Genomic DNA, 23,120 nt, shown 5'->3' on the forward strand with positions numbered 1-23,120 from the left:
GTCAGCCGACGACGGAGCGCCACAGGGCGATCACGAGCAGCGTCATGAACGCGGCGACCAGGTCGTCGACCATGATGCCGAGCCCGCCTTTCAGGCGGCGCTCGACATAGCGGATCGGCGGCGGCTTGAGCATGTCGAAGAAGCGGAACGCGACGAACGCCCACAACTGGCCGACGAAGGTCGCGGGCGTGACGAACAGCATCACGAGCCAGATCGCGACAATCTCGTCCCAGACGACGGCGCCCGGATCGGCCGAGCCCATCTTCCTCGCGGTGAAACCGGTCAGCCACGTGCCGGCCACGAAGCCGGCCGCGATCAGCGCCCACCATTCGGGCACCGTCAGGTAACGGTTGAGCACGACGAACGTCAGCCAGCCGAACAGCGAGCCGAACGTGCCGGGCATGATCGGCGCGAGCCCGCTGCCGAAGCCGATCGACACGATGTGCGCCGGGTGCGACAGCATGAAGCGCGCGGTCGCGCGCCGCGGCGCGTTGCCGCCGGATGCGGCGCCGGGCTCGGCCGCGGCGTGCGCGGGCGTCGGGTCAGTCTGCATGGAAGTGGTCGAAGCCGTGCAACGTGAGAGCGAGGGGCGCGCCGGCAGCGTCGCGCCAAGTGATCGCGGGCTGCTCCGACGGCGCGGACAACGCGCGTATTGTACCGATTCGGGTAACCGCCACGCCGGCCGTCACGCCCGCCGCCTCGACCGCCGCGCGGGCCGCCGCCGGCGCGGTGAAGCACAGTTCGTAATCGTCGCCGCCGGCCAGCGTGCAGCGGCGCTGCACGTCGGGCGCCAGCGTCGCGAGCGCGGCCGAGCGCGGCACCGCGTCGGCATCGATCTCGGCGCGCACGTTCGAGCGGGCCAGGATGTGCTGCAGGTCGCCGGCGAGGCCGTCCGAGAGATCGAGCGCCGCGTGCGCGATGCCCGCGAGCGCGAGGCCGAGCGCGATGCGCGGTTCGGGGTACTCGAGCGCGCGCCGGAACGCGGCTGATTCGTTTGCGCCGGCCGTCCATTCGCCGCGCGCGACGCCGAGGCCGGCGCGCGCATCGCCGAGCGTGCCGGATACCCAGACATCGTCGCCGTCGCGCGCGGCGTCACGCCGCAGCGCCGCGTCGGGCGCGACTTCGCCGAACACGGTCACGCACAGGTTCAGCGGGCCGCTCGTCGTGTCGCCGCCGATCAGCTCGCAGCGGTAGCGCTCGGCGAGCGCGAACAGCCCGTTGCTGAACGCTTCCAGCCACGCGGCGTCGGCCCGCGGCAGCGCGCACGCGAGCGTGAACGCGCGGGGCTCGGCGCCCATCGCCGCGAGGTCGGACAGGTTGACCGCGAGTGTCTTGTGGCCGAGCGCGTCGGGTGCGACGTCGGGGAAGAAGTGGCGGCCTTCCACCAGCATGTCCGTCGAAATGGCCAGCAATTTCCCGGATCGGGGCGTGATCAACGCGCAGTCGTCGCCGATGCCGAGCGTCGACGCACGGGCGCCCTGCGCGGCGCGGCGCGTGAAGAAGCGTTCGATCAGCGAAAATTCGGAGAGGGCGGCTGGCACGGCGGATGGATCCGAAACGATGGAAGGAACGGCATTGTACGAGGCGAGCGGCGGCGTTCCTGCACCGTTCAGTACAATTTTGTCGCGGCTGTTGCACCCGAATCGCCGGTCTGGCGGCCGATGATTGGCGCTACAATGCCGTCGAAGAGTCATTCTAATCCGCCCGCCAAGAGACACATGTCTACCCAAGCCTCCTCCAAAGCCAAACTTCGCGAAGCCGCGCTCGACTATCACGAATTCCCGACCCCCGGGAAAATCGCGATCGCCCCGACCAAGCAGATGATCAACCAGCGCGACCTCGCGCTCGCGTACTCGCCGGGTGTGGCGTACGCGTGCGAGGAGATCGTCGAGAATCCGCTCAACGCGGCACGCTTCACCGCGCGCAGCAACTTGGTCGGCGTCGTCACGAACGGCACGGCGGTGCTCGGTCTCGGCAACATCGGCCCGCTCGCGTCGAAGCCGGTGATGGAAGGCAAGGCGGTGCTGTTCAAGAAGTTCGCGGGCATCGACGTGTTCGACATCGAGCTGAACGAGTCGGACCCGCACAAGCTGGTGGACGTGATCGCCGCGCTGGAGCCGACCTTCGGCGGGATCAACCTGGAAGACATCAAGGCGCCGGACTGCTTCATCGTCGAGCGCGAAGCGCGCAAGCGGATGAAGATTCCGGTGTTCCACGACGACCAGCACGGCACCGCGATCGTGGTGGCCGCGGCCGTCACGAACGGGCTGAAGGTCGTCAACAAGGACATCAAGAAGGTTAAGCTCGTCGCGTCCGGCGCAGGTGCGGCCGCGCTCGCGTGTCTCGACCTGCTGGTCGACATCGGCCTGCCGCTCGAGAACATCATCGTGACCGACCTGGCGGGCGTGGTCTACAAGGGTCGCACCGAGCTGATGGATCCGGACAAGGAGCGTTTCGCCCGCGAAACGGAAGCGCGGACGCTGGCCGAAGTGATTGACGGCGCGGACATCTTCCTCGGCCTGTCGGCCGCCGGCGTGCTGAAGCAGGAGATGGTGAAGGGCATGGCCGAGCGTCCGCTGATCCTCGCGCTCGCGAACCCGACGCCGGAAATCCTGCCGGAAGCGGCGCTCGAAGTGCGCCCCGACGCGATTCTCGCGACCGGCCGCACCGACTATCCGAACCAGGTCAACAACGTCCTGTGCTTCCCGTTCATCTTCCGCGGCGCGCTCGACGTCGGCGCGACGACGATCACGCGTGAAATGGAGATCGCGGCCGTCAACGCGATCGCCGAGCTCGCGCAGCACGAGCAGAGCGACATCGTCGCGACCGCGTACGGCATCCAGGACCTGTCGTTCGGGCCCGAATACCTGATTCCGAAGCCGTTCGATCCGCGCCTGATCGTGAAGATCGCGCCGGCCGTCGCGCAGGCCGCGATGGACGGCGGCGTCGCGACGCGCCCGATCGAGGACATGGACGCGTACAAGCAGCACCTGCAGCAGTTCGTGTACCACAGCGGCACGACGATGAAGCCGATCTTCCAGATTGCGCGCGCCGCGCCGGAAGAGAAGAAGCGCGTCGTGTTCGCGGAAGGCGAAGAAGAGCGCGTGTTGCGCGCCGTACAGATCATCGTCGACGAAAAACTCGCGAAGCCGATCCTGATCGGCCGCCCGTCGGTGATCGAGCACCGTATCCAGCGCTACGGCCTGCGCCTGACGCCGGGCACCGATTTCACGGTCGTCAACACCGAGCACGACGAGCGCTACCGCGATTTCTGGCAGACGTACTACAAGATGATGGCGCGCAAGGGCATCAGCGAGCAGCTTGCGCGCGTCGAGATGCGCCGCCGCACGACGCTGATCGGCTCGATGCTGGTGAAGAAGGGCGAAGCGGACGGGATGATCTGCGGCACGATCAGCACCACGCACCGCCACCTGCACTTCATCGACCAGGTGATCGGCAAGCGCCCGGGCTGCAGCGTGTACGCGGCGATGAACGGGCTCGTGCTCCCGGGCCGCCAGATTTTCCTCGTCGACACCCACGTGAACGTCGACCCGACCCCGGAAGAGCTGGCCGAGATCACGATCATGGCGGCGGAAGAAGTGCGCCGCTTCGGCATCGAGCCGAAGGTCGCGCTGCTGTCGCACTCGAATTTCGGCACGAGCAACGCCCCTTCGGCGAAGAAGATGCGCGATACGCTCACGATCCTGCAGGAACGTGCGCCGGAGCTGAAGGTGGACGGCGAGATGCACGGCGACGTCGCGCTCGACGCGGCGCTGCGCAAGGAAATCCTGCCGGAGTCGACACTGGAAGGCGAAGCGAACCTGCTGATCCTGCCGAACATCGACGCCGCGAACATCGCGTACAACCTGCTGAAGACGGCCGCGGGCAACAACATCGCGATCGGGCCGATCCTGCTGGGCGCGGCGCAGCCGGTGCACGTGCTGACCGAATCGGCGACCGTTCGCCGCATCGTCAACATGGCGGCGCTGCTGGTCGCCGACGTGAACGCCACGCGCTAACGCCAAAACGAACGCGCCAGGCCGGTCGAACCGGCGTGGCGCGTCGGGAAAATTGTAAACAAAAGCAAAAAGAGGCGTGCCCACAATGGGCACGCCGCCGGGCAGGGCGCATACGCGCTTCCCGCAAGCAACAAGCAGCATCTCTCCACTCCAGACAGCGAGCAAGGCAGGGAGGCAGTTCCCACCATTGGCGAGATGCCGTCCGGATTTTATCCTATGTAAGATAAATGTAGTGTAATTTCGGTAAGAAATGCGCGATTCCGGATATCACGACGCTTTCGATTCCCAAACGGACATTGATTCGCGCGGCCAATAACGCTACGCTAACGCCTTTGTTGGTCGTCAACTACTTGATTTAACAGCGGGAACCCTGGTTCATGGCACGCAAGTGGCTCCGCAACGGCGCGCTCGCGTCCGTCTTCGCGATGTTCGCGATGGGTATCGTCGGCACGCCGACGGGCAGTCTGGTTTCCGCCGCTTACGCACGGGAGGCCGTTCCGGCCGACGTGGCGGCGAGCGGGCTCGATACGATTCCGACCGCCCGTCTTCCGCGCGAGGCCGTGACCACGCTGGGCCTGATCGGCGCTGGCGGTCCCTATCCGTACGAGAAAGACGGCGTCGTGTTTGGCAACCGCGAGCGGATCCTGCCAAAAGCGAAGCGCGGCTACTACCATGAGTACACGGTGCCGACGCCGCGTGCCCGCAATCGCGGTGCGCGCCGGATCGTCTGCGGCGGGCCACTGCGCCGGATCGACAACTGTTATTACACGGGCGACCACTACAACAGTTTTAAACGTATTGTTGAATGACTTCGGGACGAATGGCATGAGCGACTCCATCTACGCGCACGAAACGGCGGCGGCGGAACTGTTCGCGGCCGGCGACGGCAATCTGTTTCAGCGCGTGATCCAACTGCACGCGGCGGCGCAGGCTGGCGGCACGCCGGAGCAACAGGAAGCCGAGCCCGGGCTTTCATCGAACGAGGAGCCTATGAGCCTTTTCACGACCGTGCGACCCAATCTCGTGCAGTCGATCCGCGCGTTCCGCGTGCAGGATCTTGCCGACGAAGCCGGCCGGCTCGGCCAGCATTTCCTGTATGCGTTTTGCGGCGCCGCGCAGTCGAAGCAGGAAGTGATGGAAACGATCGCGACGTCGTTCCTGTTCCCGAAGCATTTCGGGAAGAACTACGACGCGCTGTACGACTCCCTGACCGACCTCGTCGCGAAGGCCGGCGCGCAGCCCGGTTTCGTGATCGTCCTCGAAGGGCTGCCGATCGCGCAGAAGTTCGACAAGGAAGGGCGCGAGACGCTGCTCGACGTGTTCCGCGAGGCGGCCGAATTCTGGGCCGAGCGCAAGGTCGCGTTCCGCGTGTTCTACTCGTTCGCGTAAGCGCACGCCGGCCAGCGGCCGATTTGGCGAATCATCTTTCGGAAGCCCGCCTCGAGCGGGCTTTTTTGCGCCTGCGCGATGCGTGCGGGCCGGAACGGCGTATGGCCGGCTGACACCGGCCTTTCATCCGGCACCTTTTTTCGAGACAATCTCGGTCGGCCCGGCCGCGGCAGCCGCCGCGTCGGGCGCACAAAACAAACCATCGAGAGAGGGCTGTCTTCCCATGAATATTTCCCGTTCCGCACGCGCCGTCGTGCTGCCCCTGGTGGTCGCGGCGGGCGCCGCGCATGCCGCGCCGCTGACGCCTGAGCAGACCGTCGACCTTTACATCGGCGCATTCGTCAACGGCGATGTGTCGAAAGCCCGCGAATTCAACGATGCGGTGCGCGCGAGTTACGGCGGCAAGGACGCGCTCAACGTCGACGTTCTGTCGAAGATGGGCGATTCGATGCGCAAGGAGATGGCTGAAGACTTGCTGGTGCCGATGCCGGCGAAGGCGAGTGCCGCATTGCGTCCGTCGGTTGAGAGCATGGCAGCGGCCTATCAGCGTGCGATCAATCGCTCGGAGTGCAAGGCAACCGGGTCGTCGCAACGACCGAACTCGGCGATTGAGGGCAAAACGATCGCGACGGTGGAATTTGCGTGCCGCGTCCCGGATGTGGGGCCCGGCGCGAAGGCGCTGGAGGCGAAGCTCGGCAACGGCCGCCTGAAGAATGGTGCGGCCCGGATTGTCGCGTTCAATGCGATCTTCTCCGGCATGGCGAAGGTGCTGGACGCAGCGCCGGTCACGTACCCCGTGACGGGCAAGATCGATATCTACAGCCTCGGCGGCGGCTGGACGACCGGTAGCCCGCAAGACGTGCTGACGCCGGTGCTCGATGCGTTGTCAGAAGCGATGCCGCATGGCTCGTCGAGCGACAAGTAAGTTGCGATAGACCGCCGCATCGCCACGGGCCGCATTCCCGCGGCGATGCCGGGCCGCTTGTCGTGCGGCGGCAGGGTGGCGTGCGGTCAGGGCGTGTCGCGCCGTCTTGTGCGGGCACGACTTCCGATCACCATCCCCCCCAGCGCGCCGCAAGCGCCGCAAGCACGGCCGCGCCGGCCGTCTCGGTTCGCAGCACGCGTGGCCCGAGCGACAGCGCGGTGAATCCGCGCGCGCGTGCCGCGTGTTCCTCGTCGGGCGACAGCCCGCCTTCCGGCCCGATCAGCAGCGTGACGGTTGCAGCGGGCGGCGTGTCGGGCAGCGACGCGAACGGGATGCTCGCGCGCGGCGACAGCAGCAGCCGCAGTTCGCCGTCAGCCGGTGCCGCCGGCAGCGTATCGAGCCAGGTGTTGAAGCCGGCGACCGGCGCGACGTCGGGCACGCGGTTGCGCCCGCATTGCTCGCACGACGCGCGCACGACGCCGCGCCAGTGCGCGACGCGCTTGTCCGCGCGCTCGCCGGCGAGCTTCACGACGCCGCGCGCGGTCGACAGCGGCACGACCGCCGTCACGCCGAGCTCGACGGCCTTCTCGATCACCCAGTCCATCTTGTCGCCGCCGGCGATGCCTTGCGCGAGCGTCACGCGATAGGGCGGCTCGGCCTCGGCCGGATCGAACGTGTCGACCTGCGCAAGCGCGCTGCGCTTGTCGATCTCGACGAGCCGCGCGCGGTACTGGCCGCCGGTGCCGTCGAACAGCGCGAGCACGTCACCGGGCTGCAGGCGCAGCACCTGTGCGTGGCGCGCGACCTCGGCCGGCAACGCGAGCGTGGCGTCGGCGCGCAGTGCCGCGTCGACGAAAAAGCGCGGCACGGCCGCGGTGGTGGTGGCTTCGTTCATGCGTGTAACGGTTGGGGTCATGCGTCGAGACGGCGCCCGAGCGCCCATCGGTACCCGTCGAGATCCTCGATCTGCGCGAACCGGTCGCCCCAGAACTGATCCTGCGGCGCGCTCAGCGACTTCGCGCCCGCGTCGAGCGCGCGCTGCCAGGTGGCGTCGACGTCGTCGACATACAGGTAGAACGATTGCGGCGCAGTGGCGTTCGCACTTTTCGGCGTGCGCGCGGTCGAGCCGAACGCGCCTTCGGGCGCGAACATCACGATCAGCTGGCCGCGGTAGGCCATCTCGACGTGCATGATCGCGCCGTCTTCGTCGTGCACGTCGCGCAGTTCGAAGCCGAATGCGGCCTTGAAGAAATCGATGGCCGCGCGCGCGTTGCGTACGGCCAGGTAGGGCGTCAACCAAGGCACGTTGGCCGGACGTGGATCGGTCATGAAAATCTCCTGTGGGGGCGCTTGGGCACGTGTTCTGATTCCATGCCCGGGCGTTCGTTCAGGGGGGCGGCACGGCGTCCAGGACTTTCCGCCCCGGTGCGATGCATCGCGAATCCTGCAGGGACGCGATGGAAAACGGAAGCGGGGCGGCCGCGCGGACGCTCAGCGGCGAACTCCCAGTGTATCGCGCAGCGCGCGCGGCAGGGCAAAGAGGGACGCATGCAGCCGCGCATCGTAGTAGCGCAAGCCCTGGACGCGGCGGGCCGCGAGCCGTTCGTCGATGTCGTGCGCGAACAGCGCGGCCGCGTCGAGCGTGTCGCTCGCGATCGCCATCAGCCACTGCGAGCCATACAGCGGCACGTGCGCGGACAGCGGATCGACGACCGCGAAGCTCGCGCGCAGGTCGTCGAGCAGCGCGGCGATGCGCGCCGCGTGGAACACCGGCGAGCCGAGGTGCATCGAGATCGCGCCGCACGGCGTCAGGATCCGCTTGAGCCGCGCATAGAACGCGCGGGTATAGAGGCCGGCCGCCGGCGAATCGGGCGGCGTGAGGTCGAACACGACGAGATCGAAATGCTCGACGGTCGACTCGACGAAATGCGCGGCGTCGCCGATCACGACCTCGACGCGCGGGTCGTCGAGCGCGCCCTGGTGCACGTCGTCGAGATACCGGCGCGCCATTCCGACCACCTCGTCGTCGAGTTCCGCGATCACGATCCGCGCGATGCACGCATGCTTGAGCAGCTGGCGCGCCGCACCGCCATCGCCGCCGCCGAGCACGAGCGCCTTGCGCGGCGACGGATGCGCGAGCGCGGCCGGGTGCGTCATGCACTCGTGATAGACGTACTCGTCGCCGACCGACGTCATCGGTCGGCCGTCCAGCGTGAACAGGCGGCCGAGCTGGGGCGTTTCCCAGACCTCGATCTGCTGGTGCGGCGACGCGACGTGCGCGAGCCGCCGGGCGTTCGGGAAGCCGTAGGCGGAGTCGGGCGTAGGGTGGAAAAGTAGAGTCGTGCTCACGGGCGGGCCACTCAGGGCTGGCAGTTCCGACGTCTGAATTATAGGAGGCGGGCGGTTTGACGGAAAACCGTGCCGGAACACTACTCGCCGACAAGGGAAATGTCAGCCCATCTGTTAAAATGACGAGCTTTGCAGCCCCGTCCGTAGGCTCCGTCCGCTTCGCGTCCGTCAGGCGCCGCACCGCGCGCCGGGAACGATTGACGCTCGAGCTTCCGGATGCCGCCGTGCCCCCGTTTCCTCGACTCGTTCTCCGGACTCGACATGACGACTTCGTCTCCCGCCTCCACCACCCTGATGGCCAATGCGATCCGTGCGCTCGCAATGGACGCCGTCCAGCAAGCGAACTCCGGCCACCCCGGCATGCCGATGGGCATGGCCGAAATCGGCGTCGCGCTCTGGTCGCGCCATCTGAAGCACAACCCGACGAACCCGCACTGGGCCGACCGCGACCGCTTCGTGCTGTCGAACGGCCATGGCTCGATGCTGCTGTACTCGCTGCTGCACCTGACCGGTTACGACCTGCCGATCGAAGAGCTGAAGAACTTCCGCCAGCTGCACTCGAAGACGCCGGGCCACCCGGAATACGGCATCACGCCGGGCGTCGAGACGACCACCGGCCCGCTCGGCCAGGGCCTCGCGAACGCGGTCGGCATGGCGCTCGGCGAAGCGCTGATGGCCGACGAGTTCAACCGTGACGGCGCGAAGATCGTCGATCACCATACGTACGTGTTCCTCGGCGACGGCTGCCTGATGGAAGGCATCTCGCACGAAGCCTGCTCGCTCGCCGGCACGCTGAAGCTGAACAAGCTGATCGCGCTGTACGACGACAACGGCATCTCGATCGACGGCGACGTCGTGAACTGGTTCCACGACGATACCCCGAAGCGTTTCGAAGCCTACGGCTGGAACGTGATCCCGAACGTGAACGGCCATGACGTCGACGCGGTCGACGCAGCCATCGCGAAGGCGAAGCTGTCGGACAAGCCGACGCTGATCTGCTGCAAGACGGTGATCGGCCAGGGCGCGGCGACCAAGGCCGGCGGCCACGACGTGCACGGCGCGGCGCTCGGCGCGGAAGAAATCGCGAAGACGCGCGCGGCGCTCGGCTGGACCTGGGAGCCGTTCGTGATTCCGCAGGAAGTCTACGCGGCATGGGACGCGAAGGAAGCCGGCAAGCGCGCGGAAACCGAATGGGATGCGACGTTCGCTGCGTATCGCGCGAAGTTCCCGGCAGAAGCCGCTGAATTCGAGCGCCGGATGGCCAACCAGCTGCCGGCCGACTGGGCCGAAAAGGCTGCGGCGATCATCGCCGGCGCGAACGAGCGCGGCGAGACGGTGGCGACCCGCAAGGCGTCGCAGCAGGCGATCGAAGGCCTGGCTGCCGCGCTGCCCGAACTGCTCGGCGGCTCGGCCGACCTGACCGGCTCGAACCTGACCAACTGGAAGGCATCGAAGGCCGTCCGCGCGAATCCGGAAGGCCCGGGCGTCCAGCTGGGCAACCACATCAACTACGGCGTGCGCGAATTCGGCATGAGCGCCGCGATCAACGGCCTCGCGCTGCACGGCGGCCACAAGCCGTTCGGCGGCACGTTCCTGACGTTCTCCGACTACAGCCGCAACGCGCTGCGCGTGGCCGCGCTGATGAAGGTGCCGTCGATCTTCGTGTTCACGCACGACTCGATCGGCCTCGGCGAAGACGGCCCGACGCACCAGTCGATCGAGCACGTGTCGAGCCTGCGCCTGATCCCGAACCACGACGTATGGCGTCCGGCCGACACGGTCGAAACGGCCGTCGCATGGACCCACGCGATCGCCGCCGACCGTCCGTCGAGCCTGATCTTCAGCCGCCAGAACCTGGCGTTCAACCCGCGTACCGATGCGCAGATCGCGAACATCGAGAAGGGCGGCTACGTGCTGAAGGACTGGGACGAAGAGATCGTCGCGCGCAAGATCATCCTGATCGCGACGGGCTCGGAAGTCGAACTCGCGATGAAGGCCGTCGAGCCGCTCGCGCAGCAAGGCATCGCGGCACGCGTCGTGTCGATGCCGTCGACCAACGTGTTCGACCGCCAGGACGCCGAATACCGTGAGCGCGTGCTGCCGCACGGCGTGCGCCGCGTCGCGATCGAAGCGGGCGTGACGAGCTTCTGGCACAAGTACGTCGGCCTCGAAGGCGGCGTCGTCGGGATCGACACGTTCGGCGAATCGGCGCCGGCCGGCGTGCTGTTCAAGTACTTCGGCTTCACCGTCGAGCACGTCGTCGAGACCGCCAAGGCCGTGCTGGCCTAAAGAGACAGACGCGACGCGCGCCACCCCTCGCGCGTCGCACCGTGAAGCTGCACGAAACGAATTTTTTCAGCCATCAGGAGATAGACCATGACGATTCGCGTCGCAATCAACGGCTACGGCCGCATCGGCCGCAACACGCTGCGCGCGTTCTACGAGAACGGCAAGAAGCATGACATCGAGATCGTCGCGATCAACGATCTGGGCGATGCGAAGACCAACGCGCACCTGACCCAGTACGACACCGCGCACGGCAAGTTCCCGGGTGAAGTGTCGGTCGACGGCGACTACCTCGTCGTGAACGGCGACAAGATCCGCGTGCTGGCGAACCGCAACCCGGCCGAACTGCCGTGGGGCGAGCTGGGCGTCGACGTCGTGATGGAATGCACGGGCTTCTTCACGACGAAGGAAAAGGCGAGCGCGCACCTGAAGGGCGGCGCGAAGAAGGTGATCATCTCGGCACCGGGCGGCAAGGATGTCGACGCGACGATCGTCTACGGCGTGAACCACGACGTGCTGAAGGCCGAGCACACCGTCATCTCGAACGCATCGTGCACGACGAACTGCCTCGCGCCGCTCGTCAAGCCGCTGAACGACAAGATCGGCCTCGAAACCGGCCTGATGACGACGATCCACGCGTACACGAACGACCAGGTGCTGACGGACGTCTATCACGAAGACCTGCGCCGCGCGCGTTCGGCCACGCACAGCCAGATCCCGACGAAGACGGGCGCTGCTTCGGCCGTCGGCCTCGTGCTGCCGGAACTGAACGGCAAGCTCGACGGCTACGCGATCCGCGTCCCGACGATCAACGTGTCGATCGTCGACCTGTCGTTCATCGCGAAGCGCGACACGACGGTCGAGGAAGTCAACGCGATCATGAAGGAAGCATCGGAAGGCGCGCTGAAGGGTATCCTCGGCTACAACGACGCACCGCTGGTGTCGATCGACTTCAACCACAACCCGGCTTCGTCGACGTTCGACGCCACGCTGACCAAGGTGTCGGGCCGCCTCGTGAAGGTGTCGAGCTGGTACGACAACGAGTGGGGTTTCTCGAACCGCATGCTGGATACGGCTGTCGCATTCGCGAACGCGAAGTAATCCCGCACGTTGCGCGGCCGCCGCGAGGCGGCTGGCGCGGCGAACGAGCCCGGCCCGGTTTTTCCGGCCGGGCTTTTTTATTACCCGCCGCTATGGCTCGATGCGGCCGTCACCTGCTCGAGCGCCGCGACGAACGCGCGCTTCAGCGGGCTGTCGAGATTGGTCCACGCGAGGCCGATGCCGGTGCGGTGCCCGGCCAGGTCGAGCGGCCGCGCGAGCACGTTCGGCGGCAGTGCGCTGGCGGCCTCCGCCGGAATCAACCCGATGCCCATCCCCGCCGCGACGAGTGCGAGCATCGTCGTGAATTCCCCGAACTCCTGCGCGATCTCGAGCGTCGTGCCCACGCGGCTGAGCGCGAGCAGCATGTCGTCGTGAAAGCCCGGCGCGTAGCGGCGCGCGAGCACGAACGCGGGCTGGCCGCGCAGCGCGGCCGGTGCGATCGCATCGTGCGCGGCGAGCGGATGGTCCAGCGGCAGCGCGACGACGAAACCTTCCTCCAGCACCACGCGCGTGTCGATGCCCGCATACGCGGCCGGCAGCCGGATCATCCCGAAATCGATCCGCCGGTCGCGCAGCGCGGCGATCTGGTCGGGTGTCGGCAGGTCCTTCAGTTCGAGCGTGATCAGCGGATAGCGCTCGCGCATCGTGCGCAGCACGGCCGGCAGCAGCACGGGCAGCACCGACGACACGAACGCGATCCGCAGCGTGCCGATCTCGCCGCGGCTCGACAGCCGTGCCATCTGTTCCGCGCGCGCGGCCTGCTGCAGCGTGGCGCGCGCCTCGGGCAGGAACACGCGCCCCGTATCGCTCAGTTCGACCTTGTGCCGGTCGCGCTCGAACAGGCGCGCGCCGAGCTCTTCCTCGAGCGCCTTGATCTGCATGCTGAGCGCGGGCTGCACGATGAACAGGCGCTGCGCGGCGCGCCCGAAATGCAGCTCTTCCGCGAGCGTGACGAAGGCGCGCAATTGCTTGAGTTCCATGGGCGGCGGACAGGCGAGGGCGGTGATCAAATTTCATGATAACCGGATCAAAAAAGACCATTGGCGCGGCACCCGGCCGGCAGCCGAAGATACCGTCAACGCGAGACCGGCCGCGATGGGCCGCCGGCTCGACTGGCACGAGGAGACACGCATGACCCACGCGCTTGAACGGTTCCGCCTCGACGGCCGCCGCGCATTGATTACCGGTTCCGGACGCGGGATCGGGCTGACGCTCGCCCGCGGGCTGGCCGAGGCGGGAGCGGCGATCGTCATCAACGATCGCAATGAGGAGAAGGCCGCAGCACTCGTGCGGCATCTGCGCGAGAAAGGCTTCACGGCCGACTACGCGGTATTCGACGTCGCCGAGCACGCGCAGGTGCGCGCGGCGATCGACGATTTCGAGGCGCGCGTCGGCGCGATCGACATCCTCGTGAACAACGCGGGCATCCAGCGTCGCGCACCGCTCGATGCGTTCGAACTCGACGACTGGCATGCGCTGATGCGCGTGAACCTCGACGGCGTGTTCAACGTCGCGCAGGCCGTCGCGCGGCACATGATCGCGCGCGGCCGCGGCAAGATCATCAACATCTGCTCGGTGCAGAGCGAGCTCGCACGGCCGACGATCGCACCGTATGCGGCGACCAAGGGCGCGGTGCGGATGCTGACGAAAGGGATGTGCGCCGACTGGGCGCGCCACGGCATCCAGGCGAACGGCCTCGCGCCCGGCTATTTCGAAACCGAACTCAACCGCGCGCTGGTCGACGACGCGGCGTTCTCGGACTGGCTGTGCAAGCGCACGCCGGCCGGCCGCTGGGGGCGCGTCGACGAGCTGTGCGGCGCGGCGATCTTCCTCGCGTCGGCCGCATCCGATTTCGTGAACGGCCAGACGCTGTTCGTCGACGGCGGGCTGACCAGTGCCGTCTGACAAGGAGGCTGTCATGCGTATGCGTTGCATGTGTGTCGTGATCCACGGGCCGAACGACCTGCGGGTCGAAGAGCAGGACGCGGGCGAGATCGGCCCGGGCCAGGTGCGCGTCGATGTCGCGATGGGCGGCATCTGCGGCTCCGATCTCCATTATTTCCGGCACGGCGGCTTCGGTGCGATCCGGCTGCAGCAGCCGATGGTGCTTGGCCACGAGGTGGCCGGCACGGTCGCGGAAGTCGCGCCGGACGTGACCTCGGTGAAGGTCGGCGATCGCGTCGCGGTCAATCCGAGCCGGCCGTGCGGCGCGTGCCGCTATTGCCTCGAAGGGCTGCCGAACCAGTGTCTCGACATGCGCTTCTATGGCAGCGCGATGCGGATGCCGCACGTGCAGGGCGCGTTCCGCAATGCGCTCGTGTGCGACGCGGTGCAGTGCGTGAAGGTCGCCGATCACGTGCCGCTGTCGCTCGCGGCGCTCGCCGAACCGTTCGCGGTCGGGCTGCATGCGGTGTCGCGCGCGGGCCCGCTGATCGGCAAGCGCGTGCTGGTGTCGGGCTGCGGGCCGATCGGCGTGCTGGCGGTGGCGGCGGCGCGCGTGCACGGCGCGGCGGAGATCGTCGCGACCGACGTCGTCGAGGCGCCGCTGGCCGTGGCGAGCGCGCTCGGCGCCGACCGCACGATCAATGCGGTGGTCGATGCCGGCTGGGTCGAGCGCTACGGCGCCGACAAGGGCACGTTCGACGTGATGATCGAGTGTTCGGGCAATGCGCGCGCGCTGCGTGACGGGCTGGACGTGATGCGTCCACGTGGGGTCGTCGTGCAGCTCGGGCTCGGCGGCGATGTCAGCCTGCCGCAGAACGTCGTGGTCGCGAAGGAGCTGTCGATCTGCGGGTCGTTCCGTTTTCATGCGGAATTCGCGCTCGCGGTGCAGTTGATCAACGCGGGGCGCGTCGACCTGCGTCCGGCCGTCACGCGCGTGTTCCCGATGCGCGATGCGAACCTCGCATTCGAACTGGCCGGTGACCGGCAGCGCGCGATGAAAGTGCTGATCGATTTCGCGGACGTGGCGGCGTGACGATCACGCGCTAGCGCGCGACGGACGGACTCGACGTCATCAAAAAGGCACGCCCGCGATTCGCGCGGCGTGCCTTTTTTGTCGTGCTGCGAAAGCGCGCTACTGCATTACTGCGTGACCTGCCGCACGCCGACGCGCTGCGACGCGAGCCACAGCGCGATCAGCACGCCGGCAAGCGCAGCGCCCGCGATGCACACGCCGCGCCAGCCGTCGATCCCGTACGCGACGCTCGCCGCGAACGACCCGAATGCGCCGCCGATGAAGTAGCTCGTCAGGTAGATCGTCGTCACGCGACTGCGCGCGTTGCCGGCCAGCGCATAGATCACGCTCTGGTTCGAGATGTGCATGCCTTGCACGCCGACGTCGAGCAGCAGGATGCCCGCGATCAGCGCCGCGAGCAAATGCGCGCCGGCGGCGATCAGCGCGAACGACGCGAGCACGGCCGCCGCGAACAGCCCCGTTGCCGCATTGCCGTGGCCGCGATCGACGAGCCGGCCGGCTGACGTCGCCGCGAGCGCGCCCACCGCGCCGACGATGCCGAACAGGCCGATCTGCCCTTCGGAATAGCTGTACGGCGGCTGGCTGAGCAGGAACGTGAGGCCCGTCCACAGCAGGCTGAAGCACGCGAACACGAGCGCGCCGTAGGTCGAGCGCAGTGCGATCAGCGGTTGTGCGCGCACCAGCGCGACGAGCGACTTCATCAGCGCCGCATAGTCGAGGCGCGCATCGCGGCGATCCTTCGGCAGCTTCACGGCGAGCACGACGGTCAGCGCCGCCACCATCACCGCCGCGATGCCGTATACCGCACGCCAGCCGAACCCGTCGGCGATCGCACCGGCCGCGACGCGCGCGAGCAGGATGCCGAGCAGCAGCCCGCTCATCACGGTGCCGACCGCGCGGCCGCGCGAGCGCGCATCGGCGAGTGACGCGGCGAACGGCACGAGCAGCTGCGTCGAACAGGTGACGAAGCCGACCGCGACGTTCGCGACGACGAACATCGTGAAGTTCGTGCTGAACGTGACCGCGACCAGCGCGACGACGTTGAGCATCAGCAGCCGCACGATCAGCGTATGACGGTTGACCGCGTCGCCGAGCGGGACGATCAGCAGCAGGCTCGCCGCGTAACCAAGCTGCGTCAGCGTGACGAGATAGCCGAGCTCGGTCGGCGCGCGCCCGAAGCTGCGCGCGATCGCAGCGAGCAGCGGCTGCGCGTAATAGATGTTGCCGATGACGATGCCGCACGCGCAGGCGAACAGCAGCGTCATGGCGCGGGTCAGGGGAGGATGGGTGTCGTGATGCGGTTCCATGGTCGCGAAAAACAGCGGCGCCGGCCGGCGGCACGGAGCCGCCGGATGCGCGGGGTGACGGAAATCGGGGCCGGCGTCGACGGATCGGCGGTGAGCCGATGCGCGCCGGGCGGATCGCGGCCGGGCCCGGATCGGGCGGGCGGCGGATCGTCGTGCGGCGGGCGGAGGCGGGGCGGGCCCGGGCGAGCCGTTCCGGTGCGCTGGCAGCGGCCATGCACGGGAGCGGATGTGCGTATGATGCGGGAATCGAACCATAGCGTCCAAGACTGGATCGTTATGCGCTTCATTGGTAGAACCAATACCTCGGCCGCCATGCTCCTCCGCCACATCCGCTATTTCCTGGCCGTCGCCGAGCAGCGCAGTTTCACGCGCGCGGCCGACGCGCTGCACGTCTCGCAGCCGACGCTGTCGCAGCAGGTGCGCCAGCTCGAGGACACGCTCGGCGTGCCGTTGTTCGACCGCTCGGGCCGCACGGTGCAGCTCACCGAGTTCGGCGAAGTCTATGCGCGCCATGCGCGCGCCGCGCTGCACGAGCTCGATGCGGGGCAGCGCGCGCTGCACGACGTCGCCGATCTCGGCAGCGGGTCGCTGCGGCTCGCGATGATGCCGACCTTCGCGGCCTACCTGAGCGGCTCGCTGATCGACGCGTTCCATGCCGACTATCCGAACGTCGCGCTGACGATCGATGCGATGCCGCAGGCGCGCATCGAGGCGCTGCTCGCCGACGACCGGCTCGACGCCGCCTTCGCGTTCATGCCGCCGCGCGCGCCGGACATCGACGCGCTGCCGCTGTGGGACGAGCCGCTCGCGCTCGTGACGGGCCGCACGCACCGTCTCGCGCGGCGCCGTCGCGCGCTGACGCCGGCCGAGCTCGGCGGCGAGCCGCTGGTGCTGCTGAGCCGCGCGTTCGCGACGCGCGAGCGCATCGACCGGTATTTCATCGAGCACGGCGCGCAGCCGAAGATCGCGATCGAGACGAATACGGTCAGCGCGGTGCTGGAACTCGTGCGGTGCGGCCGGCTCGCGACGGTGCTGCCCGACGCGGTCGCGCGCGAGAGCGCCGACCTGTGCGCGCTGGAGATCGATCCGCCGCTGCCCGCGCGCACGGCCGCGCTGCTCACGCGCAAGGGTGCGTACCGCAGCGTTGCGGCGCGTGCCTTCATCGCGCGTGCGCTCGCGTATCGGGATCCGTCGGGAGGTTGACCGGCAAGACCGGGCGGCGCGCGGGACGGGCGGCCGCCCGCGCCGTCATGTGCGGGGTGTCGGGAAGAAGATGCCCGCGCGCTGCGCGGCGTTCGCGATGTGCGTTTCGATCGCGATGCCGGCGGCGCCCGCATCGCGCGCGATCAGCGCGTCGACGATCGCGCGGTGCTCCTGCCACGTCGACAGCAGTAGCTCGCGCCGGTAGAACGGCATGCGCTGGCTTTCCTTCATGATGTCCGCGCTGCTGCGCAGCACCGATTCGATCGCCGCGTTGCCGGCGAGATGGATGATCCGCATGTGGAAGTCGAAGTCGAGCTGCGACGCCGCGTCGAGTGCGCTTTCGGTGAGCGCGACGTGCAGGTCGGCGAGGTTGTCCTCGAACCATGCGATGTCGTCGTCGCTGACGACGTGCGCGGCCATCCGCGCGGCGAACCCTTCGAGCGCATAGCGCATCTGGTACGTGTCGGGCGGCGACGACTGCTCGGCGAAGCGCCATGCATGCGCGGCCGTGGCCTGCGCGCTTTCGACATACACGCCCTTGCCGGCGCGGATGCGCAGCATCCCGAGCGCCTCGAGCGTCGACAGCGCCTCGCGCAGCGACGCGCGGCTGATCTCCAGCTCCTCGGAGAGCTGGCGCTGGGCCGGCAGCAGGCTGCCGACCGGATAAACGCCTGCCTCGATCCGGTCGCGGATCGTCGCGATGGCGGCGTCGGTCACGGTATGCGGAACGTTTTTCATGATGTGAACTTGGGCCGGTCTGACCGGCATTGTAATCCGCACGCAGGCGGTGCATGGCCGACCTACGGGAAAGCCACGATCCGCCCCTCACGGTGCATCGAAACCAGGGCAAGCAGGGGCGGGAAATCCCTATTTTGTCCGTCCTTGACGCGACTATATCGGCTTCCTACTATCCACCATAACATCACTGGTCTTACCAGTATGAACAGACGAAACTGCAACCGTTGGATCGGGAGAGCGCCGTGTCGAAATTCCTCAATTCGCTGTTTGGCCGGGTAGTCGTCGCATTGATTCTAGGGATCGCGCTCGGCGCGTTCTTCCCGCATTTCGCCGAGTCGTTGCGACCGCTCGGCGACGGCTTCCTGAAGCTGATCAAGATGGTGATCGGGCCGATCGTGTTCTGCGTGGTGGTCAGCGGGATGGCCAACGCGGGCGACCTGAAGAAGGTCGGCCGGGTCGGCCTGAAGGCCGTCATCTACTTCGAGATCATGACGACGCTCGCGCTCGGCATCGGCCTCGTGCTCGCGTGGCTCACGCGCCCGGGCGTCGGGATGAACATCGACCTGCGCTCGCTCGACGCGTCGTCGCTCGCGTCGTACGCGAAGAACGCCGAAAGCCTGAAGGACACGGCCGGCTACCTGATGAAGATCATCCCCGAGACCGCGATCGACGCGTTCGCGAAGGGCGACATCCTGCAGATCCTCGTGTTCGCGGTGCTGTTCGGCTCCGCGCTGTCGCTGCTCGGCGACAAGGCGCAGCGCGTCAACTCGCTGATCGAGGAACTGTCGCACGTGTTCTTCCGGATCATCGGCTTCATCATCAAGCTCGCGCCGCTCGGCGTGCTCGGCGCGATCGCGTTCACGACCGGCAAGTACGGCGTCGCGTCGCTCAAGCAGCTCGGCTACCTGGTCGCGGTGTTCTACCTGAGCTGCTTCGTGTTCGTCACGGTCGTGCTCGGCGCGGTGATGCGGCTCGCGGGCTTCTCGGTGTTCAAGCTGATCCGCTACCTGCGCGAGGAACTGTCGATCGTGCTCGGCACGGCGTCGTCGGACGCGGTGCTGCCGCAGGTGATGCGCAAGCTCGAATACATGGGCGTGAAGGATTCGACGGTCGGCCTCGTGATCCCGACCGGCTATTCGTTCAACCTCGACGGCTTCTCGATCTACCTGACGCTCGCGGTGCTGTTCATCGCACAGGCCACCAACACGCCGCTGTCGACGCATGACCTGATCGTCGTGCTGCTCGTGTCGCTCGTCACGTCGAAGGGCGCGCACGGGATCCCGGGCTCGGCGATCGTGATCCTCGCGGCGACGCTGTCGGCGATCCCCGCGATTCCGGTACTCGGCCTCGTGCTGATCCTGCCGGTCGACTGGTTCGTCGGCATCGCCCGCGCGCTGACCAACCTGATCGGCAACTGCGTCGCGACGGTGGTCGTCGCGGTGTGGGAGAACGACATCGATCGTGCCCGCGCGACCCGCGTGCTGAATCGCGAGCTGCGCTACGTGCCGGCCGAAGAGGAAGGCCGCGCGGCGCCGGTCGCCGGCGACCAGGCTCACGCGCTCTGAGCGCACCCCCGCGCGGGGCGGCTTCCCCTGGTCGTCCCGCGCACCCGAATTCATGCGGCCGGCGCCTCGATGCGCCGGCACGCGATCCAACATCAGGAGACGACATGGCAGCCCCCATCCTCGATCCGAATGCGCCGGCCTTCACGCGGCGTTACATGAACCTCGCCGACCCGCGCCTCGGGGCGCAGGCGCTCTTTGCCAGCGACGAATTCTTCGCGCCGAAGGAGCGCATGCTGAATCCCGAGCCGGCCGTGTTCATCCCCGGCAAGTACGACGACCACGGCAAGTGGATGGACGGCTGGGAAACGCGCCGCAAGCGCACGACCGGCCACGACTTCTGCGTGGTGCGGCTCGCGCGGCCGGGCGTGATCCACGGCGTCGACCTCGATACGAGCCATTTCACCGGCAACTTCCCGCCGGCCGCGTCGATCGACGCGTGCGTCGCCGAAGGCGACACGCCGCCTGATGACGCCGAATGGCGCCCGATCGTCCCGGCGACGACGCTGCAGGGCAATTCGCATCACTACGTGAGTGTCGACGATGCGCGGCCCTATACGCACCTGCGCGTGAACCTGTACCCGGACGGCGGCCTCGCCCGGCTGCGCGTGTACGGCCAGCCGCAGCGCGACTGGCGCCAGGTGCCGGCCGGCGAGCTCGTCGATCTCGCGGCGATCGAGAACGGCGGCTACCTGGTGGCGGCGAACAACCTGCACTTCGGCCCGGCGTCGCAGATGCTGATGCCGGGGCGCGGCGTGAACATGGGCGACGGCTGGGAAACGCGGCGGCGCCGCGAGCCCGGCAACGACTGGGCGATCGTCGCGCTCGCGCGGCCGGGCATCATCCGGCGCGTCGAGGTCGATACCGCGTTCTTCAAGGGCAATTTCCCCGACCGCTGCTCGCTGCAGGCCGCGCGGGTCGCGGGCGGCACCGACGATTCGCTCGTCACGCAGGCGATGTTCTGGGCCGAACTGCTCGGCGAGCAGAAGCTGCAGATGGACCACGTCCACACGTTCGACGTGCTTGCCGCGCTCGGCCCCGTCACGCACGTGCGTTTCAACATCTTCCCGGACGGCGGCGTGTCGCGCCTGCGTCTGTGGGGCGAGCCGGCTTGAAGGAGGGCAACGGCATGAGCGAATCCCGGATCCTGCGCGTCGAGCGCCTGACGCGCGAAGCGTTCGCGCCGTTCGGCGACGTGATCGCGCTCGAAGGCGCGCGGCATTTTCCGATCAACGGCGGCACGACCGAGCGCTTCCACGATCTCGCGACGATCGACGTATGCGCGGACGGCGGCCGTCCGCTCGTCAGCGTGTTCCGCGCCCAGCCGCGCGCGCTGCCGGTCGCGGTCACGCTGATGGAGCGCCATCCGCACGGCAGCCAGGCATTCATCCCGCTCGCGGCCGTGTCGCGCTACGCGATCGTCGTCGCGCCGGCTGGCGCATTCCGGCCGGACGCGATGCGCGCGTTCCTCGCGGAAGGCTGGCAGGGCGTGAACTATGCAAAGGGCGTCTGGCACCATCCGCTGCTCGCGCTCGACGCGGTCAGCGATTTCGTGATCGTCGATCGTGGCGGGCCGCAGCCGAACTGCGACGAGATCCCGCTCGAGCGCGCGTGGGCGCTCGAGTTCGAGCCGGCCTGCGCGGCCTGACGCAACGGCAACGCCCGGCTCCGGCTGCCTGACGGCAGCCCGGGCGGGCGTGTCGAAGGGTTTCCGAAAGCCTGGGCGCACGATCCACGCGGCGGTGCATCGCCGCTATCCCGAAAAGAACACGGCCCGGGCGGCAAGGTGCCGGCCGGGCCGTGCTGCGTGCGCGAGGCGCGCGAATCAGTGCTTGCGGTGCGGGCAGTTCTCGGTCGTGCAGGAACCGTACATCGCGAGCGAATGCTCCTGGAGCTTGAAGCCGCGCTCCTTCGCGATCGCCTGCTGGCGGCCTTCGATCTCGGCGTCGAAGAACTCCTCGACACGGCCGCAATCGAGGCACACGAGGTGATCGTGGTGCGAGCCTTCGTTCAGCTCGAACACGGCCTTGCCGGATTCGAAGTTGCTGCGCGTGAGCAGGCCGGCCTGCTCGAACTGCGTCAGCACGCGGTAGACGGTGGCCAGCCCGATGTCGAGCTGCTCGTTGAGCAGGTTCCGGTAGACGTCTTCAGCCGTCAGGTGGCGCACCGGGCTTTGCTGGAAGATCTCGAGAATCTTGAGGCGCGGTAGGGTGGCCTTTAGCCCGATATTCTTGAGATCCGTCGGATTGGTCATGGCTAGGCATCCCTAGAGTACAATGCAGGGCTTCAATGTTACCGGCTTTTCGCCGTTCCAGAAACACGCGCGGCCTGCACACGGGCCTGCACGGTGAGGGAAATGATTCCAGAATCTCTTTCGCACTTTCAGAGGAGCCGCATGCGGAGTGTCATCATCGCTGCCGCCGCCGTTGCCGCGCTGGCTGGTTGTTCGTCGTACGACAGCGTGACGCAGCGCATCGCGCAGAGCATCACCCCCTACCGGATCACCGTCGTGCAAGGCAACTTCGTGTCGCAGGAGAAGGCCGCGCAGTTGCAGGTCGGCATGTCGCGCGAACAGGTGCGCGCGCTGCTCGGCACCCCGCTGCTGGCCGACATGTTCCACGCCGACCGTTGGGACTACCTCTTTTACTTCAAGCGCGGTTCGACGGCAGTCGTCCAGCAGCGCGATCTCGTCGTGACGTTCTCGGGCGATCGCCTGGCGAGCTGGACGGGGGCGGACAACCTGCCGTCGGAACTCGACCTGCTGGCCGATATCGACGGCGACCGCGGCGGCAAGAAGGCGAAGGCGGCCGCAGCGGCGAAGAAGGCCGCCGAGGCTGCCGCCGCCGCGAGCACCGCGCAAGCGGCCGCGAGCGCGCCGGCGCCGGAGGCTGTCGCCAGCCCGTCCACTGCGCCGGCGGCCGCTGCGGTGGTCGACCAGGATGCGAACGCGCAGGCCGCCCGCGCGGCGAACCGCGCGACCAACCAGGTGTCGGGGCAGGGTTCGGGTTCGCGCCGGTTCACGCCGGCCGCGAAGGCCTCGGGCGGCGCGCCGGTGCCGGGCGGCCAGCCGCCGGGCGCCGCGCCGGCGATCCAGCCGCAGTTCCAGTTCCATCGTCCGCCGCAGCCGAGCGTGTCGAACGAGGCGCCGCCGGTCGGCCCGCAAGGCTCGGACAACCTGCAGAACCAGCCGCTCACCGCACCGGCGCAGTAAGCAGCCGGCGTGCGGAAACCGGGCGGCATGCGCCGCCCGCTTTTATACCTGTC

Annotated in this window: 22 protein-coding genes; 13 read left to right on the forward strand and 9 right to left on the reverse strand. The window is 67.9% G+C overall.

What is annotated here, in order from left to right:
• Window position 1: 1 nt before the first annotated feature.
• The gene (locus CFB43_RS02950) at window positions 2–553 is read right to left on the reverse strand and encodes a phosphatidylglycerophosphatase A family protein (protein WP_089494076.1); all 552 of its coding nucleotides are present in this window, start codon (window positions 551–553) and stop codon (window positions 2–4) included.
• Complete coding sequence (gene thiL, locus CFB43_RS02955; RefSeq protein ID WP_089494077.1) at window positions 543–1,541, reverse strand: thiamine-phosphate kinase; 999 nt, start codon at window positions 1,539–1,541, stop codon at window positions 543–545. Before thiL ends, CFB43_RS02950 begins: the two co-directional genes overlap by 11 nt.
• 135 nt (window positions 1,542–1,676) lie before the next feature.
• On the opposite strand from thiL, the gene CFB43_RS02960 reads away from it, so the two are divergent.
• The 4 genes from CFB43_RS02960 (at window position 1,677) to CFB43_RS02975 (ending at window position 6,333) form a co-directional block, all read left to right on the forward strand.
• Window positions 1,677–4,019, forward strand: a complete 2,343-nt coding sequence (locus tag CFB43_RS02960; RefSeq protein WP_306427099.1) for an NADP-dependent malic enzyme — start codon at window positions 1,677–1,679, stop codon at window positions 4,017–4,019.
• Between the two features lie 377 nt (window positions 4,020–4,396).
• Window positions 4,397–4,828, forward strand: coding sequence for a ribonuclease domain-containing protein (locus CFB43_RS02965; protein WP_031398890.1), 432 nt, complete (start codon window positions 4,397–4,399; stop codon window positions 4,826–4,828).
• Window positions 4,829–4,844: 16 nt separating this feature from the next.
• Complete coding sequence (locus tag CFB43_RS02970; RefSeq protein WP_089439207.1) at window positions 4,845–5,408, forward strand: barstar family protein; 564 nt, start codon at window positions 4,845–4,847, stop codon at window positions 5,406–5,408.
• Between the two features lie 82 nt (window positions 5,409–5,490).
• Entirely contained in the window at window positions 5,491–6,333 is an 843-nt protein-coding gene (locus tag CFB43_RS02975; RefSeq protein ID WP_256989904.1) for a hypothetical protein, read from the forward strand.
• Window positions 6,334–6,460: 127 nt separating this feature from the next.
• On the opposite strand, the gene CFB43_RS02980 is transcribed toward CFB43_RS02975, so the two are convergent.
• From CFB43_RS02980 to speE, 3 genes are all read right to left on the reverse strand, one after another.
• Complete coding sequence (locus CFB43_RS02980; RefSeq protein ID WP_089494080.1) at window positions 6,461–7,228, reverse strand: 16S rRNA (uracil(1498)-N(3))-methyltransferase; 768 nt, start codon at window positions 7,226–7,228, stop codon at window positions 6,461–6,463.
• Window positions 7,229–7,245: 17 nt separating this feature from the next.
• The gene (locus CFB43_RS02985; protein WP_089455569.1) at window positions 7,246–7,662 is read right to left on the reverse strand and encodes a VOC family protein; all 417 of its coding nucleotides are present in this window, start codon (window positions 7,660–7,662) and stop codon (window positions 7,246–7,248) included.
• Between the two features lie 162 nt (window positions 7,663–7,824).
• Window positions 7,825–8,682, reverse strand: a complete 858-nt coding sequence (gene speE / locus CFB43_RS02990) for a polyamine aminopropyltransferase (RefSeq protein WP_089439211.1) — start codon at window positions 8,680–8,682, stop codon at window positions 7,825–7,827.
• A 216-nt stretch (window positions 8,683–8,898) separates the two neighbouring features.
• Here speE and tkt point away from each other — a divergent pair, with 216 nt between their 5' ends.
• Both tkt and gap read left to right on the forward strand, forming a co-directional pair.
• Window positions 8,899–10,971, forward strand: a complete 2,073-nt coding sequence (tkt, locus tag CFB43_RS02995; RefSeq protein ID WP_089494081.1) for a transketolase — start codon at window positions 8,899–8,901, stop codon at window positions 10,969–10,971.
• Between the two features lie 87 nt (window positions 10,972–11,058).
• Window positions 11,059–12,069, forward strand: coding sequence for a type I glyceraldehyde-3-phosphate dehydrogenase (gap, locus tag CFB43_RS03000; protein ID WP_059500962.1), 1,011 nt, complete (start codon window positions 11,059–11,061; stop codon window positions 12,067–12,069).
• Window positions 12,070–12,149: 80 nt separating this feature from the next.
• Here gap and CFB43_RS03005 read toward each other — a convergent pair whose 3' ends face one another.
• Complete coding sequence (locus CFB43_RS03005; protein WP_089494082.1) at window positions 12,150–13,049, reverse strand: LysR substrate-binding domain-containing protein; 900 nt, start codon at window positions 13,047–13,049, stop codon at window positions 12,150–12,152.
• Window positions 13,050–13,200: 151 nt separating this feature from the next.
• On the opposite strand from CFB43_RS03005, the gene CFB43_RS03010 reads away from it, so the two are divergent.
• The gene (locus CFB43_RS03010; protein WP_089495231.1) at window positions 13,201–13,974 is read left to right on the forward strand and encodes an SDR family NAD(P)-dependent oxidoreductase; all 774 of its coding nucleotides are present in this window, start codon (window positions 13,201–13,203) and stop codon (window positions 13,972–13,974) included.
• A gap of 13 nt (window positions 13,975–13,987) precedes the next feature.
• Window positions 13,988–15,046 carry an L-idonate 5-dehydrogenase gene (locus tag CFB43_RS03015; RefSeq protein WP_089494083.1) on the forward strand — a complete coding sequence of 353 codons (1,059 nt, stop codon included), beginning with the start codon at window positions 13,988–13,990 and terminating at the stop codon, window positions 15,044–15,046.
• A 107-nt stretch (window positions 15,047–15,153) separates the two neighbouring features.
• Here CFB43_RS03015 and CFB43_RS03020 read toward each other — a convergent pair whose 3' ends face one another.
• On the reverse strand, window positions 15,154–16,353 hold the full coding sequence (locus CFB43_RS03020; RefSeq protein WP_089494084.1) for an MFS transporter: 1,200 nt from the start codon (window positions 16,351–16,353) through the stop codon (window positions 15,154–15,156).
• A gap of 312 nt (window positions 16,354–16,665) precedes the next feature.
• Here CFB43_RS03020 and cynR point away from each other — a divergent pair, with 312 nt between their 5' ends.
• On the forward strand, window positions 16,666–17,556 hold the full coding sequence (cynR, locus tag CFB43_RS03025) for a transcriptional regulator CynR (RefSeq protein WP_089494085.1): 891 nt from the start codon (window positions 16,666–16,668) through the stop codon (window positions 17,554–17,556).
• Between the two features lie 45 nt (window positions 17,557–17,601).
• On the opposite strand, the gene CFB43_RS03030 is transcribed toward cynR, so the two are convergent.
• Window positions 17,602–18,324 (reverse strand): FadR/GntR family transcriptional regulator, encoded by a 723-nt coding sequence (locus CFB43_RS03030; protein ID WP_089439216.1) that lies wholly within the window; start codon window positions 18,322–18,324, stop codon window positions 17,602–17,604.
• Between the two features lie 212 nt (window positions 18,325–18,536).
• Between CFB43_RS03030 and CFB43_RS03035 the strand changes: the two genes are divergently transcribed.
• The 3 genes from CFB43_RS03035 to CFB43_RS03045 all read left to right on the forward strand — a co-directional run bounded on the left by CFB43_RS03035 (window position 18,537) and on the right by CFB43_RS03045 (window position 21,504).
• The gene (locus CFB43_RS03035; RefSeq protein ID WP_046546282.1) at window positions 18,537–19,859 is read left to right on the forward strand and encodes a C4-dicarboxylate transporter DctA; all 1,323 of its coding nucleotides are present in this window, start codon (window positions 18,537–18,539) and stop codon (window positions 19,857–19,859) included.
• A 104-nt stretch (window positions 19,860–19,963) separates the two neighbouring features.
• Window positions 19,964–20,971, forward strand: coding sequence for an allantoicase (alc, locus tag CFB43_RS03040; RefSeq protein WP_089494086.1), 1,008 nt, complete (start codon window positions 19,964–19,966; stop codon window positions 20,969–20,971).
• A 14-nt stretch (window positions 20,972–20,985) separates the two neighbouring features.
• Window positions 20,986–21,504, forward strand: a complete 519-nt coding sequence (locus CFB43_RS03045; RefSeq protein WP_089494087.1) for an ureidoglycolate lyase — start codon at window positions 20,986–20,988, stop codon at window positions 21,502–21,504.
• Between the two features lie 177 nt (window positions 21,505–21,681).
• Here CFB43_RS03045 and fur read toward each other — a convergent pair whose 3' ends face one another.
• Window positions 21,682–22,110 (reverse strand): ferric iron uptake transcriptional regulator, encoded by a 429-nt coding sequence (gene fur, locus CFB43_RS03050; protein WP_043191276.1) that lies wholly within the window; start codon window positions 22,108–22,110, stop codon window positions 21,682–21,684.
• Between the two features lie 141 nt (window positions 22,111–22,251).
• Here fur and CFB43_RS03055 point away from each other — a divergent pair, with 141 nt between their 5' ends.
• Window positions 22,252–23,067 carry an outer membrane protein assembly factor BamE gene (locus tag CFB43_RS03055; RefSeq protein ID WP_089494088.1) on the forward strand — a complete coding sequence of 272 codons (816 nt, stop codon included), beginning with the start codon at window positions 22,252–22,254 and terminating at the stop codon, window positions 23,065–23,067.
• The last annotated feature ends 53 nt before the right edge of the window (window positions 23,068–23,120 follow it).

It is taken from the genome of Burkholderia sp. AU15512 (genome assembly GCF_002223325.1).
Taxonomy (GTDB): domain Bacteria; phylum Pseudomonadota; class Gammaproteobacteria; order Burkholderiales; family Burkholderiaceae; genus Burkholderia.

Coding starts and splice junctions, on each gene's coding strand:
- CFB43_RS02950 (WP_089494076.1), bottom strand. CDS start 553: ATGCAGACTGACCCGACGCCCGCGCACGCCGCGGCCGAGCCCGGCGCC.
- CFB43_RS02960 (WP_306427099.1), top strand. CDS start 1,677: ATGCCGTCGAAGAGTCATTCTAATCCGCCCGCCAAGAGACACATGTCT.
- CFB43_RS02965 (WP_031398890.1), top strand. CDS start 4,397: ATGGCACGCAAGTGGCTCCGCAACGGCGCGCTCGCGTCCGTCTTCGCG.
- CFB43_RS02970 (WP_089439207.1), top strand. CDS start 4,845: ATGAGCGACTCCATCTACGCGCACGAAACGGCGGCGGCGGAACTGTTC.
- CFB43_RS02980 (WP_089494080.1), bottom strand. CDS start 7,228: ATGAACGAAGCCACCACCACCGCGGCCGTGCCGCGCTTTTTCGTCGAC.
- CFB43_RS02985 (WP_089455569.1), bottom strand. CDS start 7,662: ATGACCGATCCACGTCCGGCCAACGTGCCTTGGTTGACGCCCTACCTG.
- tkt (WP_089494081.1), top strand. CDS start 8,899: ATGCCGCCGTGCCCCCGTTTCCTCGACTCGTTCTCCGGACTCGACATG.
- gap (WP_059500962.1), top strand. CDS start 11,059: ATGACGATTCGCGTCGCAATCAACGGCTACGGCCGCATCGGCCGCAAC.
- CFB43_RS03005 (WP_089494082.1), bottom strand. CDS start 13,049: ATGGAACTCAAGCAATTGCGCGCCTTCGTCACGCTCGCGGAAGAGCTG.
- CFB43_RS03010 (WP_089495231.1), top strand. CDS start 13,201: ATGACCCACGCGCTTGAACGGTTCCGCCTCGACGGCCGCCGCGCATTG.
- CFB43_RS03015 (WP_089494083.1), top strand. CDS start 13,988: ATGCGTATGCGTTGCATGTGTGTCGTGATCCACGGGCCGAACGACCTG.
- CFB43_RS03020 (WP_089494084.1), bottom strand. CDS start 16,353: ATGGAACCGCATCACGACACCCATCCTCCCCTGACCCGCGCCATGACG.
- cynR (WP_089494085.1), top strand. CDS start 16,666: ATGCTCCTCCGCCACATCCGCTATTTCCTGGCCGTCGCCGAGCAGCGC.
- CFB43_RS03030 (WP_089439216.1), bottom strand. CDS start 18,324: ATGCCGGTCAGACCGGCCCAAGTTCACATCATGAAAAACGTTCCGCAT.
- alc (WP_089494086.1), top strand. CDS start 19,964: ATGGCAGCCCCCATCCTCGATCCGAATGCGCCGGCCTTCACGCGGCGT.
- CFB43_RS03045 (WP_089494087.1), top strand. CDS start 20,986: ATGAGCGAATCCCGGATCCTGCGCGTCGAGCGCCTGACGCGCGAAGCG.
- fur (WP_043191276.1), bottom strand. CDS start 22,110: ATGACCAATCCGACGGATCTCAAGAATATCGGGCTAAAGGCCACCCTA.
- CFB43_RS03055 (WP_089494088.1), top strand. CDS start 22,252: ATGCGGAGTGTCATCATCGCTGCCGCCGCCGTTGCCGCGCTGGCTGGT.